The sequence below is a fragment of the Nocardia sp. CWNU-33 genome (genome assembly GCF_046764895.1).
Classification (GTDB): Bacteria; Actinomycetota; Actinomycetes; order Mycobacteriales; family Mycobacteriaceae; genus Nocardia.
On the sequence record NZ_JBKOQN010000013.1, the window covers coordinates 105,372 to 119,630 of the forward strand.

12 protein-coding genes and 1 pseudogene are annotated in these 14,259 nt (G+C 65.6%); 5 read left to right on the top strand and 8 right to left on the bottom strand.

What is annotated here, in order from left to right; all coding sequences use genetic code 11:
- Positions 1 to 320: 320 nt before the first annotated feature.
- The 3 genes and pseudogenes from ACLMAL_RS19760 to ACLMAL_RS19770 all read right to left on the bottom strand — a co-directional run bounded on the left by ACLMAL_RS19760 (position 321) and on the right by ACLMAL_RS19770 (position 2,474).
- A complete protein-coding gene (locus tag ACLMAL_RS19760) occupies positions 321 to 947 on the bottom strand; it encodes an MspA family porin (protein WP_412000415.1) in 627 nt (208 codons plus the stop codon).
- Positions 944 to 1,108, bottom strand: a pseudogene (locus ACLMAL_RS19765) (serine hydrolase); the annotation flags it as partial. The gene ACLMAL_RS19760 and the pseudogene ACLMAL_RS19765, both read right to left, overlap by 4 nt.
- Before the next feature lie 220 nt (positions 1,109 to 1,328).
- Positions 1,329 to 2,474 carry a serine hydrolase domain-containing protein gene (locus tag ACLMAL_RS19770; RefSeq protein ID WP_412000416.1) on the bottom strand — a complete coding sequence of 382 codons (1,146 nt, stop codon included), beginning with the start codon at positions 2,472 to 2,474 and terminating at the stop codon, positions 1,329 to 1,331.
- Positions 2,475 to 2,610: 136 nt separating this feature from the next.
- On the opposite strand from ACLMAL_RS19770, the gene ACLMAL_RS19775 reads away from it, so the two are divergent.
- From ACLMAL_RS19775 to ACLMAL_RS19785, 3 genes are all read left to right on the top strand, one after another.
- Positions 2,611 to 5,751, top strand: a complete 3,141-nt coding sequence (locus ACLMAL_RS19775) for a BTAD domain-containing putative transcriptional regulator (protein WP_412000417.1) — start codon at positions 2,611 to 2,613, stop codon at positions 5,749 to 5,751.
- 385 nt (positions 5,752 to 6,136) lie between these two features.
- The gene (locus tag ACLMAL_RS19780; RefSeq protein ID WP_412000418.1) at positions 6,137 to 7,717 is read left to right on the top strand and encodes an SMI1/KNR4 family protein; all 1,581 of its coding nucleotides are present in this window, start codon (positions 6,137 to 6,139) and stop codon (positions 7,715 to 7,717) included.
- A 555-nt stretch (positions 7,718 to 8,272) separates the two neighbouring features.
- On the top strand, positions 8,273 to 8,551 hold the full coding sequence (locus tag ACLMAL_RS19785) for a hypothetical protein (protein WP_412000419.1): 279 nt from the start codon (positions 8,273 to 8,275) through the stop codon (positions 8,549 to 8,551).
- Between the two features lie 60 nt (positions 8,552 to 8,611).
- Here the strand turns inward: ACLMAL_RS19785 and ACLMAL_RS19790 are convergent, their stop codons facing one another.
- From ACLMAL_RS19790 to ACLMAL_RS19810, 5 genes are all read right to left on the bottom strand, one after another.
- Complete coding sequence (locus ACLMAL_RS19790) at positions 8,612 to 9,391, bottom strand: ESX secretion-associated protein EspG (protein ID WP_412000420.1); 780 nt, start codon at positions 9,389 to 9,391, stop codon at positions 8,612 to 8,614.
- Complete coding sequence (locus ACLMAL_RS19795) at positions 9,384 to 10,679, bottom strand: hypothetical protein (RefSeq protein WP_412000421.1); 1,296 nt, start codon at positions 10,677 to 10,679, stop codon at positions 9,384 to 9,386. Before ACLMAL_RS19795 ends, ACLMAL_RS19790 begins: the two co-directional genes overlap by 8 nt.
- Positions 10,676 to 11,056, bottom strand: a complete 381-nt coding sequence (locus ACLMAL_RS19800) for a hypothetical protein (RefSeq protein ID WP_412000422.1) — start codon at positions 11,054 to 11,056, stop codon at positions 10,676 to 10,678. The genes ACLMAL_RS19795 and ACLMAL_RS19800 overlap by 4 nt, the downstream gene beginning before the upstream one ends.
- Before the next feature lie 7 nt (positions 11,057 to 11,063).
- Positions 11,064 to 11,627 carry a DUF3558 domain-containing protein gene (locus tag ACLMAL_RS19805; protein ID WP_412000423.1) on the bottom strand — a complete coding sequence of 188 codons (564 nt, stop codon included), beginning with the start codon at positions 11,625 to 11,627 and terminating at the stop codon, positions 11,064 to 11,066.
- A 391-nt stretch (positions 11,628 to 12,018) separates the two neighbouring features.
- Entirely contained in the window at positions 12,019 to 12,450 is a 432-nt protein-coding gene (locus tag ACLMAL_RS19810) for a DUF4254 domain-containing protein (RefSeq protein WP_412000424.1), read from the bottom strand.
- Between the two features lie 701 nt (positions 12,451 to 13,151).
- Between ACLMAL_RS19810 and ACLMAL_RS19815 the strand changes: the two genes are divergently transcribed.
- Both ACLMAL_RS19815 and ACLMAL_RS19820 read left to right on the top strand, forming a co-directional pair.
- Entirely contained in the window at positions 13,152 to 14,042 is an 891-nt protein-coding gene (locus ACLMAL_RS19815) for a helix-turn-helix domain-containing protein (protein WP_412000425.1), read from the top strand.
- Positions 14,039 to 14,245, top strand: coding sequence for a DUF397 domain-containing protein (locus tag ACLMAL_RS19820; protein WP_412000426.1), 207 nt, complete (start codon positions 14,039 to 14,041; stop codon positions 14,243 to 14,245). Before ACLMAL_RS19815 ends, ACLMAL_RS19820 begins: the two co-directional genes overlap by 4 nt.
- The last annotated feature ends 14 nt before the right edge of the window (positions 14,246 to 14,259 follow it).

Below are 14,259 nucleotides of genomic sequence, written 5' to 3' on the forward strand. Positions count from 1 at the left end.
CGACTACCTCACCCATGTCGGCTACTGAATGATGGGGTGGGCTGCGGGTGGGCCGGGCGAGGGCGGGGTCAGTGCGGAGGCTAGGCCCGCCGGCTTTGGGGAATTGGGATTTCGGGGCGGCGGATTCAGCATCAGCGGAGGTAGCGCAGATGAGTGAGTGTCGCCTCCGGTTGGCTTGGGCGGGCACTGCGGCGAGCGGGGTTGTGCACTGCTGCAGGTGTAAGTGGGCACTGTCGAGTCGGCTTGGGCAACAGATACCGAGCCTGCGGAGACGGCCAGCGTGATCGCGATCGCGTAGAAGTAGGTGGCACGCATCGGTATCACAGCCAGATCGGGTCGCCGTACACGGCGACGGAGTTGTCGGCGTCGGCGGTCGAGGTGGACGCGATCGCGTACGAGCGCAGGCTCACCGGCCCCATGCACGAGTCGACTTTGATCTGCACCTGATCAGCGGTGATCGAGGCATGCGCGCCGCTGAGCTCCTTCGTCCCGAACGGCACGGTGGTGATCGTGCCCGGCTTGGGTGAGAAGGAGACGCTCGGGATCGCTAGTGCGCTCGCGCCGGCGTTCGCACCGCCCACCGAGATGCCTATGTTCGGTCCGATCGCCGCGGACAGCCCGATGGTCAGGCCGTTGGACACATCGACCTGGCAACCGATCTGGTAACCCAACGTCACGCTGCCCGAGTTAACCGGTACCCGACCGTGTCCGGTGATGTCGGCGACGGCCTTCAGCCTGACGAATCCTTCACGGGTGAACGGTGAGGCAGCCAGGTTGGGAACACGATCCAGATTCTCCGCGACCTTGGTGATTCGCACCTGCCACCCGTCGTCGGTGGTGACCTCGCGCGAGGTGTCCGCTACCGGATCCGCGGACGCGGTCGCGTACGTGCCAGCAATGAGTGTCGCTGCCACCAGGCACGGCAGCGCGACGATAGAGCGTTTCATTCGAACATGTCCTTATCGCTAGATGTGTTTCTCGCACTCAGGCGGCCGCTGGTCTGGTTGAGCAGCCACCTGATGGTGATCGTGCTGCCGTCGTGGCCGTTGTCGCGGACCACGCCGGGCAGCCACTTCTCCACGGTGTCGTCCAGGCTCAACCGGCCGTCGGCCGCGAGTCGCGGACGTCAGCCAGGATGCCGGGCAGGCCGCCGTCGGTCACGGCCCGCTCCGGCACCCGCTGGACCCGGCGTGGTCGTCGGCTACCGCTGCCGACGTGCCGACGGTCACCGCCGGTGCGGCGGCGAGCAGGCAAGTGGCGCGCGGAGGATTTTTACCTTGATGGGTGATCGCCTTTCAATTCTTTCAATGGGTGAGGTGGCTGCGTGCTTACGCACCGATGGCGACGCCGAACTCCGCTTCGATGACCCTGAACATGGGGTCCCAGGACTTCCACTCGGTGTTGGTGTGCACGGCGATCGTGTGCTGGCCGTCCGGGGTGCCGACCGCGAAGAAATAGGTACCCCAGAAGCTGCCGCCGACGCCGCGCAGCGTCCGGCCGCCGGTCGCCTGCTTGTCGAACTCGAACAGGCCCAGGCCGTAGCGGGTGTGCGGCATCCAGTAGCTGCCCTCGGTGGAGACAGTGGTCCACATCTGCCGGTGCTGGGCGGGTGGCAGCAGGCTGCCGGTGGTCATCGCGGTGAGGAAGCGGATCATGTCGCCGGTGGTGGAGACGACGTTGCCGGCCGCGTAGCCCAGCGAGGTGTTGAGCTCGGTGACGTCCAGCGGCGGCAGGCCGGGCTCCTCCATCAGGGATTGCCAGTTCTCCGGGGTGACCGCGGCGGGGTCGGCACCGTCCTTGAGGAACTGGTTGGAGTAGCCGCGCGGGTGCGGAGTGGGGTAGCCGGTGTCGGTGGTGGGGCGCACGCGGGTGTGGGTCAGCCCGAGCGGCCGGGTGACTCTGCGCTCGACCTCGTCGGCGTAGCTGTTGCCAGTGACCTTCTCGATGATCGCGCCGACGATGTAGAAGCCGCCGTTGGCGTACTCGAAGCGCTCGCCGGGCGCACCGACCGGCGGCTGGGACACCGCCACCCGCAGCAGCTCTTCGGTGCTGAAGGTGTCGAAGCGATGCCGGACGAGCCCGGAGCGGGTGGCGTAGCGGTAGCTGACCTCCGGGGCCAGGCCGGTGGGGAACAGTCCGCTGGTGTTGCTGAGCAGGTGCCTGATGGTGATCGTGTCGCCGTCGTAGCCGTTGACGTCCAGCACGCCGGGCAGGTGAACGTTGACCGTGTCTTCCAGGCTGAGGCGGCCCTCGGCCTCCAGAGCCAGCAGCACGGCGGCGGTGAAACTCTTGCCGCAGCTGCCGGTGTGGATGTTCTCCCCCGGCTGGCGCGGGGAGCCGGTCTCGAGGTCGGCCACACCGGCGGTGCCGAACCAGGTCCGGTCCCCATCCTTGACCTCGGCCACGATGCCGGGGATGCCGACCTCGGCCACGGCCCAGTCGAGCACCTGCTGCACGTTCTCGTTTGTTGCCATCGCACTTCCTTTCGGGATGTTTCTTCGTGACGTCCTCCACGATGTCCAGCAGCTCTGACAGGCCTCTTATATCCCTCTTCCATCCGGCACCGGCTCGCTGTAAGGCGCTTTCAGCCCACCGAATAGCCTGTCGAGCATGCGGATTGAGGTGCTGGGGCCGGTTCTTGCGTATGCCGACGACGGCGCACCGATCGACCTGGGCGGCACCAGGGTTCGCGCGCTGCTGGCCAGGCTGGCACTGGCCGGGAACGAAATGGTGTCGGTCGATTCGCTGCTCGACGGCCTGTGGGGGGAACACTCCTCCGGAGGCACCGTCAACGCGTTGCACGCGTTGGTGCATCGGCTGCGCAAGGCCTTGGCCGGGGCCGGGGTCGTGGAGACGGTGGCCGGCGGGTATCGCCTGCGCAGCAAGCAGGTCGACGCGCTCCGCTTCGAGAAGCTGGCCAAGCGAGGCAGCCGCGAATTGGCCGCGGGCGCTGTGCAGCGGGCGGCCTCGCTGCTGGACGAGGCGCTGGCGCTGTGGCGGGGAGACTCGCTGGCCGACGTGCGCGACATTCCTTTCGCCGGTACGGCTGGCGCGCGCCTGGACGAACTGCGCGTCGGCGCCACCGAAGACCGCTTCGAGGCGGAGCTGCGGCTCGGGCGCCATGGCGAGATCCTGGCCGACGTGGAGGCGGCGGCCGCTGAGCATCCGCTGCGGGAACGGCTGGCCGGGCTGCGGATGCGGGCCTTGCATGCGGCGGGCCGCCAGTCCGATGCGCTGGCCGTGTTCGAGAAGGTCCGTGGCACGCTCGCCGAGGAGCTGGGCGTCAACCCCTCCGAGGAGTTGCGCAAGACGCATCTCGCCGTGCTGCGGGGTGAGCTGGAGATCCCCGATGCGGAACAGGTCCGGCCGGAGGCGGTGCGAGGCCGTCTGCCGGCCCAGCTGACCAGCTTCGTCGGCCGGGAGGACGAGTTGAGGTTGCTGGCCGGGTTGCTGGAGACCTCCCGGCTGGTCACCATCGTGGGGCCCGGAGGAGTGGGCAAGACCCGGCTGGCCGTGGATGCGGTGAGCCGGCGTCGGGCCCATCAGCGCGGCCAGGTCTGGCTCGTCTCCCTGGCCGCGGTGGACACGGCCGACGGGCTGCTGGAGGCGGTGCTGGGCTCGCTCAGCGTCGCCGAAGCCCAGCCGTCCGGCACGCCGCTGGAGCGGGTGGTCAACCTGCTCGCCGGTGGTGAGGGCGTGCTGGTGCTGGACAACTGCGAACAGATCTCCGAACCCGCCGCTCAGCTCGCCGGACAGCTGCTGGAGCGCCAGCCGTACCTGACCATCCTGGCCACGAGCCGAGAGCCGCTCGAGGTCATGGGGGAGACGCTGTGCCGCCTCGGCCCGCTCGACCTCCCCCCGGCGCACGCGGACCCCGATCGTGCCTCCGCATCGGCCGCGGTGCGGCTGTTCCTCGACCGGGCGGCAGCCGTACAGCCCAGCTTTGTCCTGGACGCGACCACCGCGGCCCCGATCGTGGACATCGTGCGCCGGCTGGACGGGTTGCCGCTGGCTCTGGAGCTGGCCGCGGCGCGACTGCGGACCATAAGCGCCGAGCAGATCGCCCGGCGGCTGGATGACCGCTTCCGGCTGCTCAGCACCGGCAACCGGACCGCCCAACCCCGCCAGCAGACCCTCCATGCGGTCATCGAATGGAGCTGGGACCTCCTCACCTCACAAGAGCGCACACTGACCCGCCGGATGTCGATATTTCCGGCGCGTACCGGTATAGCCGTGATCGAGGCGGTCTGTGCGGATTCGGATGGGGCGCTTCCCGCGGACGAGGTCGCCTACCTCCTGGACTCCCTGGTCGACAAGTCCATCGTGGAGCGGGCCGGCGACGGCTACCGGATGCTGGAAACCATCCGGGCCCATGCGGCGGGAAAGCTCCGGCTCGCGGGGGAGACCGAAGCCGTCCTGCGCGGGCTCACGCGGCACTTCGCCGACCTGGCCGAGGAACACGAGCCGCTGCTGCGCTCGGACAAGCAGGCGGAGTCGCTGCGGCTGTTCCAGGCCGAGTACGACAACCTGATGTACGCCCTGCAAACGGCCATCGACAGCGGCGACGTCTCGGGCGCCGCCCGGATTCTCGGGCCGCTGTACTGGTACTGGGTCATGCACCGCTACGACGCCCGCGCCGAGGCCTACGTCGCTAAGGTCGCCGAGTTCGGCGACGCGCTGCCCGCGGACGCCCGGTCCGCGTTCACGGCAATTCACCTGGTGAGCATCGAGGGCGGGCCGCTCACCGACCCCGAACGGCTGCGCGCGCTCATCGACGACTGCGTGCGCACGGGCGCGCTGCGGCGTTACCCGATGCTGCTGACAATCGTGCTGGTGATGGCGCCGCTGCTCGGGCTGGATGAGCTGGCCGACCATGAGATCGCCCGGGTGCGCGGCGGCTCGGACCGCTGGGCGATCGCCTGCACCTTCATGATCGAAGCCATGCGGCATCGCGAACGGGGCGACCTGGAGAGCTCCGCGACCGCGATGACCACGGCGTTGCACGCGTTCGAGGAGGTGGGCGATCGCTGGTGGGCGGCGAAGGCGCTGTACGGCCTGGCTCAAATCCACGCCATCGCCGGTGACCACGACCAGGCGATCACCGCCTACGAGGACAGCATCGCGATCGCCACCGAGCTCGGCTCGCAGGACGAGGTCTCAACCCGGCTCGGGCTCGCCACCGAACGCATGCGCGCCGGCGACCTGACCGGCGCCCGACACGACATCGAAACCGCCGAACGAGCGGCCTGGCAGCGTGGCCAGCCGGTGGTGGAGATCGAGGTTCTCGGCGTCCTGGCCGAGCTGTACCGCCGCTCCGGAGAGGTCGAACGCGCCGATCAAGAACTCGACCGGATGGACACGCTCACCCGCAAGCTGCCCCTGGCGGCCGAGAGCGCCGACAATCGGCTGCTCCCCGCTCGGGTGGCCAACCTCCTCACCGCCGGGAACGCCGTACGTGCCCGCGAACTGCTGCCCCGCGCCGTCCACGCCGCGCAAGCGAACATGGACGCCCCCTCGGCCGCTCACCTCCTGGCCCGGCTGCTGTTCCTGGAGGGCGATCCGGCCGGCGCGGCCACCGCGCTCGGCCTGAGCCAGGCCATCCGCGGCACCTTCGACCACGGCGACACCGAACTGCGTTCCCTTGCTGAGGTGCTCGCGGAACGGCTCGGCCGCACCGACTACGACACCGCCTACCAACGGGGCGCCGACCTGACACCCCATGAGGCCACCGACCGGCTGACAGCACTGTGAACCGCCCTGGGTTTGATGGAGGCTGGGTCCTCGAGTGAAGGATGGAAAGATGGCTGGTGATGATCGGGGTCCGTGCCGACGGCCGCAAAGAGTTGGTCGCGATCACCGACGGCTATCGGGACCGAGTCGTGGGCTGATCTGCTGCGCGATTGCCGCCGCCGCGGAGACGAACTGAAGGCCCTCAGCCCCGAACCCCCGTACCCAGTCGATTTCGCCGTCCGACTATCGCGTGGCTTTACTCGTAACTCGGGCGTGACCGGTTGCGGGCAGTGCTCCGCCGGTCGCGGCATCGGCGAGATGCGTTATCGAACCGGGGCATACCTTCCCATTCACGAGAGCCAGTGAAGCTTACTTCGGGGGACCAGCCTTTGGCAGACTGCCCGGTATGTCGAGTGCTCCGGTCGAAGAGTTGGCACAGTTTCTGCGGGACAGGTTCGGTGCCAACGCACCGACTACCTGGTCGTTTCAGACACATTGGAGCTACATGCAACTCCAGGACTGGCCGCGCACCGATCAGTACGACGACGCCAAGATGATGGACCTCATGCAGCAACTGTACGACGCGTTGCGTGCGCCCGACGATGACCGGCCGTTGATCGGGGAATTGACACTGGACAACGATCCGCCGCAGTTGCAGCACACCTTCGAATTGTCGTCCCTCTCCCCATGTTCGGTGCTGCTGGATTCGGAGTTCTGCTATCCGAACGACCAACACACTCGCCAGTCGGTCTCCGAGCACCCGGCCGCAACGGATAGCGCGACCGATCCGGGGGTGTTGCGGCGCGTCGAATCGTTGGTGACCCAATGGGCCGCACATTATCGGGAAGTAACCGGGAGCGCCCCTGAGTTCGGCGAGCCCTACACCGAGGACCGGCTCTTGGCCATCGAACAACGGGTGGGCTTACGACTGCCTGAGGACCTGCGCGCGTTGTATCGATTGGTGGGCGACGATGATCACGAGCTCGGGCTGCTCGGAGGGTATTCTCTGCTCGAGCCGGCCGCTCACGATCATCCGCAGATGGGCTTCGGCGTAGCTTCCACCAGTGATCCGTTCACCCCGCTGGACCGCGTGGTGTTCGATCCGTACCCCCTTGGTGCGGTGCGGCGAGTCTCGAGCAGCGACGGGTGGATTCCGATCGGAAAAGACTACGGATGCAATGGGATCGCGGTCGATCTTGATCCTGGCCCGGCCGGGCAGTACGGGCAAATCCTGGAGTTCGGGCGGGATTTCGAGATGGTCGGTGTCTTGGCCGAATCGGTGACCGCGCTGCTGACCAAGGTGGTCACGACCCTGCTGCGTGCCGATGTCGGCCAAGACGTCTGGCCGGTGCGGATATCCCGGCCGGACCGGCAATGGGCGGCGAACATCCAGGTCGATGCCGACCACCTGGCCGCCGCGCTCGCCGAAACACCCGATGTCGACCAGTTGCAACGACTGCGACTCGCCCGACCGGGCCTGTCGATTCGTCGACTGCCGACCGGCGCCGTGATCACCAACGGCCGTAATACTGATGCCGACCCCGGCAGGCTCGACCTGCGTGCCTTGTCAGTGGCCCAGAACCTGCGGCAGGTGGAAATCGAGGGGAACGGCGAACTGCGGTTGTGGCTCCCGGACGCCGTCGAGTCGCTGTTACTGGATGCGCCAGGGGCGAATCTGTCAGAACTGGCCGGCCATCCGACGCTATGGGACCTGACAGTGGGCGGGATGTCGGTGCGAGTGCGTGACCTCGCGGCCCTGCCCGCACTGACCCGGTTGGATGCTTCCGAAGCAGACATCGACGACGTGGCCGCGTTGGCCGATCTCGACCTGCGGGTTCTGCGACTCAGCACCGAACAATGGCGGCAGTTCCGCCATGCCGATCGGCTCCCGAAACGGCTGGCCGCCGCCCAATGGGTGGGCGAGACCCCGTCGATGTCCGAGGCGATGGCCTTCAACAACTGGCTACGGAGGAAGGCCGGACGCTAGGCGTCCCGAGACAGCACAGCTAGGAAGTCTCGATCCGGCGTGCTTCGAGAGGATCGCACGTCATAGCAGTTGAAGCGGCTCGAGCATTGGCGTCTCGGTAATGAACATGCGTTGACCGCGCCCGGATGCGAGAAGATCTTCGTCGACAAGGCATCCGGCAAGCTCGCGATCCGGCCACGCCCAGACCGACAAGCCGTTACGACCGACATAGGTCAGCCCACTGCAGCAGCGAACCGGATTCGCCAGACGCAACCACACGTGTGCGCGGCGAATTGTGTTGCCCAGACACATGTTCCGCGCATTCTGCCGGTATCTCATGCGACGATCGTTTGTCATGACCTCCGATTCGACGGCGAACCCGGCTTCGTTGTTCTTCGAAGCGCTCCGCACGTGGGCCTACCCGCAGACAAGCCGCCACAGCGGCAAAGCGACATTCGTTGAGGCAGCTCAGTCGCTGTGTCAGCTGGCCGGGGCTGATGGGCCGACCGGGCCCGCCGCACTGCAAAGGCACCTATGGTGGCGGCTGCGAGCTGGGGCTTTATCTACGCTGGGTAGGTGGATGAAGTTTGGAGCGAGGAGGAATACGTTGAATACTTGCGGGAAGAGCGCCGCCGTTTTACGTGGGTGATGCGGCGATACGGAGGGCTTTCGTCGGTGGAGGCCGAAGCTGCTGCGTTGGAGTCGTATCCATATGAGGCGGCGGATAAGCCGTTTCGTGGTCTGATCTTCCATGACGACGCGTGGCATTGGGCGATGCTGAGGATCCACGGCGATAACTACACGATGGAGCATCCCGAACTGTGCGTACCGTCGTCGGAGTACGAGGCGCTCTAGTTAGTACTGCCGGTCTCCGCTCGGTTCTCCAGGCATGGGCCATGCCTCGCCCGAGCCCGCCTACCGGCGCTGACGCAGGTACTCGTCGTGTTCGAGGTCTTCGCGGTAGTAGCGCTGGGTGAGGGTCATGAGGCGATGGATTTCGGCTGCCATGGCCTGGGGAGCAAGGGGCTTGGCGATGATGGGGTCGCCGGTTTTGACGTAGTAGCGGCCGTCTTCGTAGTCCATCCACCAGAAACCGCGGCCGAAGCCGGGGCGGGCGTCGAGGGCCGGGCCGGAGAATACGGTGATTTCGCCGATGGCGAGCCGGGGGCGTTTGAAGAGGCGGTCCAACTGTTCAACGAGGCTGATTTCGTAGGGTGCGCGGACCGCGCGGTCTCGATCGGCCGCGAGTGTTTCGCGGCGCACCTCTAGTGGTTTGCCGGTTCCGGCGCGCATCTTCGGCAGGGCCGCTACCGCTTGTTCGGCGACTTTCTTTGCGGAGCAATAACTTACGATCACGTCAGCACCGGTATCGAGAGCCGCGCCCGGCAGCTGGACCAGGGTCGCACCCGCCTTGTCGCGCACCGCGCCGTGAAATCGATAGACGGCCAAGGGGTCTCGGTTGTCGAAACCTTTCGACTCGATCCGGGTATCCGGTTCCAGCAGTATGTCCAGTGCCCGCTCCAGATCGACGGCGTACTTGCCGAGCAGCGCGTCGACAGCAGCCTCCCGCTGCCGTTTCAGCGCGCTGAAATCCATTTCCTCGGGCCGGAATTGGAGCGGATAGGGCAGCCGGTCACGACCATAGGCGGCCCAGAGAATCTCGAACTCTTGGCCGGTGAAGCGCCACTCAGCCATGGCCCCCACCGATGACCGGCGGCACCGTTTTCGGTAGCGAGTCCAGGCCGGTGACTTCTTCGCCATTCTGTTTGTTGATCAGATAGTCCTTGGTGCCGGAGGTCTCACGCTCATCGTCCTTACCTTTGCCTGCCGCGCCTGGCGCGACGCCGGACGTGCCGGCGGTACCCGGCCGGTTGCCGGTGCCCGCGGACGCCGCGAGCGGGTTCGCGCCGGATTGCTGAGGAACACCGGGAATGCTGCGCCCCGGTGCCGGGGTGCCAGGAGCGCTGGGAATGCCTGGGCTGCTCGGCCTTCCGGGTGTGCTCGGTGCGCCGGTGGAGCGCGGTGGAATCGTTGGGGTCGGGGTGGTCGGACTCGGGGTGCCGGTGCCGCTCGGTGTGTTCGCCGGGGTGCCGGGCGTGTTCGCAGGCGAAGCGGGCTGTTGCGTCGCGCTGGCCGGGTTTACCGATTGTGGTGTCGTCGCGGCCGGGTCGGTGGCGAGTGGCTGTTCGGGGCTGTCGCCCGGCTCTTCGGAGCCCGGGTTTCCGGTGCCCTCAGGAACTTCGCTCGGTTTTCCGGGTTCGCCGGAACCGGTCGGGCCAGGGGACGTGCCGCCGGGCGGTGCGACCGGCGGTTGCGCCGGGTCGTCGACGATGGGCGGCGCGGCAGGCAGGACCGGTACGCCGTGGTCGGTCTGGTTCACCACCTGACCGAAGACTGTGCGCAGCACCCGGCGGGCCTCCTGGGTGGCCTCCTCCTCGGTGTAGTCGCCGCTCTTCATCACGCCTTCTTGCGGCAGCGTCTTGCCGTGGAGGTCCGGGCGTTGCGTGGCCTGCGGCATCAAGGCTTGGGTCTGCTCCAGCCCGGTTTGCAACTCGAGCAGTTTGAAACTCACCAATGCCGCTGCCCCGGACAGGTTTTCGGACTTCTTGGCATAGTTGTTCACAGCAGCGGCCGCCGCCGCACCGGACTGCCCCGTCCACCCACCGTGCCCGCCATCACCGTTGACGGTGTGGGCGAAGTGCTCGTTGAACAACGTTGTCGCGGCAGTGAGCAGCGCCCCGATATTCAGCCACGCCTCCCCCGCCTGCCGGGCGGCACTCGGCCGCATCGCGTCGACAGCTTCGACCATCTGCGCCAGCGTCATGCTGTCGTAGTTGTCCGGACCGGGGATTTTGGGCGGATCGAACTCGCCCATGAAGTTGCTGGTCAACGAGTTCGTACTGGTGTAGATCGCTTCCCGATCGCGGTTCCATTGCTCTTGTGCGGCGATGATGCGGGCGCGGTAGTCGTCGTAGGAGGTCATTGTGGAATCTCTGTTCCTGTGAACTGATCGGCACGAGCCTGATCAATCTCAACGAAGTTCGAGATTGCCTTGGCGACAGCTTCTTTCGCCATTTTGACCGTCTCTATGTGTTGAAGCAGCACCGCGTCTATCGACTGGTCGGTCCCGGCGGCTTTCAAGCTGAACTTTTCTTCTAAAGCCTTACTTGACGGGAATGGCCCGAACCCGGAGAGGACCCTCACGCCGTCGACGATCTGTGAGATGTCGCCGAGTTGGGTGAGGTAGTCATCGCACACCTTGTCCAGCCCCTTGCCAACTTCAGGGGCAAGAGATATCTCGCCCGCGTTGGCGAGATCGAGAACCCTGCGCCACTCGGCAGGATCTACACCGAACTCCACGGTTCCCTCAACTCCCAGGCAGGTACTTGGCTAGGTCATCAACATGACGACGTGCCTCGACACACGGTTCACCCTGTTTGCCAATCTCATATCGGGTGAAGACGCGAAAGAGCACTACACCTTGCGCCATCTCAACTGCAATGCTGCACTTGAGCCGCTTCGTATCGCCCACATCGAGGAATTCCACTGCTTGGCGCGAACCGACGGTCCTTGGCGTGAACGCCTCGAAGTCACGGCGCTGCTGGACAGCGGCCAGGGTGGTGGTTCCCGAAAAGACGCCGAGGCTGTACCAGCGTGCGGCTGCCCGCCAACTGCATACCTTCCAGCCGTCGAAGTCCACCCCCGCGACATCCTTCGTCCTACTTGCGGGGTCGAGCCCGGTGGCAGATATCGCCGACTCCGCAAGATCGCACGGATTCCACAGCGCCGCATCAGGATCAGCAGATTTCGTCGCCGCAGCCGTCGACGTCGTACTCGCCGCGCCCGTTGTAGTCGCAACTGGGCTGGTGGAGTCCTGACACCCGGCCAAGAACAGCACGGTGCCGATCGCGACGGCAAGACCGCGCAGCACATTCCCCCTGCTCTTCATAGGTTCCTCGCCGCCGGTAGAGCGCCGTGTCGGTAGGGCCGGACCGGCTCCTCCGCCCCCTGTCAGCTCCCCGTTGACGGTACTGGGCGGTCGACGGGCGGTGCAAGCGAACTCGTCGGTTGATGCTTGCCTATCTGCCGGAAGACACCTCGGAACCGCACGCCTTCCCGGGATCCGCACCAGCTCTGGGCGCCGCAGTGTGCAGATCCAGAGACAGTGGTGCAGATCCGGCGAAAGGCACGAAGACTCAAGGAGTGCGCGTCGCGGACAAGACACCATGCTGTCGTTTGTTGCGGCGGGCCAGCGTCCAGTCGAGAGTTAGGACCGATTGCCCGCCACATCACCATGCTGAGCATCGCGCTTCGCGCCGCGCCTATGGACCGCCAGGCAAACGGCGGTGCCCAACAGACACTTCATCTTTCAGATCTTCGTAGCCGATCGCCAGCTCAGCGAGCCTCTCCCACGCATCACCGAGCTCCCCTTTCGAACCGCTGGCCAATGCCGCGAAGGCGCAGGCGGTGAACTGTCCGAGCCGGTCGACCACCGCACCGATGGTCTCGGTGTGCACACGCGCAGCACCGAGTGACGGCGGGAGTTGTACGCCGACCCAGTGGTCGATTTCGCGGACGAGGCGCGCACGTTCGTGGTCGATCTCGTCGGCTTGCTCGCGGCTGGCACCGAGTCGCCGTTCATGCAGTTCGGCCAACTCGCTGGCCGACCGCAGTAGCGGGTCGTCGTTGTGCACGTCGCCACGACATGCGGCCAGAATCAGGTTCTTTCCCGGCAGTGGGTCTTTGGTGGTCACCGCGTACGCACCCCAACAGTTGCCCGTATCGATGCGACGACCATCAGCCCGGAAGGTCGGAATGCGCAGCGCGGCGGCTCAACCCAACAGCGGAATTGTGCGCACCGATCGGCTGGGGAAGGCAGTGCGATCGCCCCGCCTGCTCGCACTATCGAGACGTTGAGCCGGAACATCTCGGCGAACAAGCTGTCGTCGTTCGGCAGATCTGGACGCACCAAGTAGGTCCATCTGCTCGAGCGAGGGTGCGACATGATCGGTCCGATATCTTGTTGGCGGCGTTGGAGTTCCAGTCGCACTGCCTGCCCGAGATGCGTGGGCATCATCACCGCCCACACAATTCCCGCCTTGACGATGATCCGGCCTAGCTGTGGTGGGTCCACGATCGCGGGGAGGTCGCACACCTGGCGGTAGTACCGGCATCGGGACAGTGGAGTGTCCCCGAACTCTGCATGGTCCATCTGAGACCTCAAGTCGGATAGGCGGTTTGAGAGCGCCCGGCCTTCGGTCGAGTTGTAGGCCAGAGATAGGAGGTCCGAATCGTTGAAGCAGCTCCCTGCCGAGCGCATACGCCGAGTACAGCACCGCTTCCTTCGTGCTTGGAAGATCCAAGGATGGTTTTCCACGAAGTTGATAACAAGGTTCCAAAGTTGGTGCCAGACTGATTCCGTCGTGCAATGGCAGTCGATAGTGGGGGTAACGAAATGACAGGCGAGATGGCGGGATCGGCACTTCCGCGGCGGTTGCTCGGCCGTCAGCTCCGGGAGTTGCGAGAAAGGTCCGGCGTATCCGCCGTTGACGCGCGGAAGGCGATTTCAGTCTCGCAACAGACACTTTGGCGTATCGAGAGCGGGCAGAGTGGCGTAAAGCTGAGGCCGCATGACGTGCGCGCGCTGTGCGATCTCTACCGGGCCGCCGACGCCGTCACCCGCCGACTTCTAGCACTGGCCGAGGAGACGAAGAGTGCTGGATGGTGGCACGCTTACAGTGATGCCATCCCAAAAGAGTTTGATCTGTTCGTCGGCCTGGAAGAGGCCGCCAACCGTTCGACGGGCTACCAATCCACCCTGCTGCCAGGCTTGTTGCAGACCCTCGAGTATCGGCGGGCGCTGATCTGGGTCGAGTACCCCACCATCAGCACGGAGAACGTCGAACGCCGACTGGAGATATCCACGAGGCGGCAAACCCGGCTGACTGGCGACACTAAATCGTTGGCGCTGAACGTAATCCTGAACGAAGCTGTGTTGCGTCACGACGTTGGAGGTCCAGCCGTCATGCGTGCTCAGTTGAAGCAACTAGCCAACATCGGGGGTCAGCCGAACGTTTCGATCCGGGTCGTGCCTATCGACGCCTCAATACATCGTGGATTGATCGTTGGACCCTTCACGATTCTGGAATTTCCACCCCATCCAACGACATACTTGACAGAGCCGCCGGTGGTGTATGTCGAGGGCTACACAGGCGACCTCTATCTTGAGAAATCCAACGAAGTCAAGCAGTACCGCCAAGCGTTTGCCGATATCGAACGCTCAGCGTTGACAGAGGATCAGAGTTGTAGGCTCTTCCTCAACATTGCGGAGGAGCAGGGCATATGAACGCAGATCTATCCGGGGCCAAGTGGTTCAAGAGTCGACGAAGTGGCCCTTCGAAGGACTGCGTAGAGGTCGCGTTCCTCGATCGAGGCCACGTTGGCCTTCGCGACTCCAAGAACCCGACCGGCCCCGCGCTCGTCTTCACCCCCGGCGAGTGGGACGCGTTCACCGCCGGAGTACAGGACGGCGAGTTCAACCGCGCGTGATTCTGGGAACGCGA

Coding starts and splice junctions, on each gene's coding strand:
- ACLMAL_RS19760 (WP_412000415.1), bottom strand. CDS start 947: ATGAAACGCTCTATCGTCGCGCTGCCGTGCCTGGTGGCAGCGACACTC.
- ACLMAL_RS19770 (WP_412000416.1), bottom strand. CDS start 2,474: ATGGCAACAAACGAGAACGTGCAGCAGGTGCTCGACTGGGCCGTGGCC.
- ACLMAL_RS19775 (WP_412000417.1), top strand. CDS start 2,611: ATGCGGATTGAGGTGCTGGGGCCGGTTCTTGCGTATGCCGACGACGGC.
- ACLMAL_RS19780 (WP_412000418.1), top strand. CDS start 6,137: ATGTCGAGTGCTCCGGTCGAAGAGTTGGCACAGTTTCTGCGGGACAGG.
- ACLMAL_RS19790 (WP_412000420.1), bottom strand. CDS start 9,391: ATGGCTGAGTGGCGCTTCACCGGCCAAGAGTTCGAGATTCTCTGGGCC.
- ACLMAL_RS19795 (WP_412000421.1), bottom strand. CDS start 10,679: ATGACCTCCTACGACGACTACCGCGCCCGCATCATCGCCGCACAAGAG.
- ACLMAL_RS19815 (WP_412000425.1), top strand. CDS start 13,152: ATGACAGGCGAGATGGCGGGATCGGCACTTCCGCGGCGGTTGCTCGGC.
- ACLMAL_RS19820 (WP_412000426.1), top strand. CDS start 14,039: ATGAACGCAGATCTATCCGGGGCCAAGTGGTTCAAGAGTCGACGAAGT.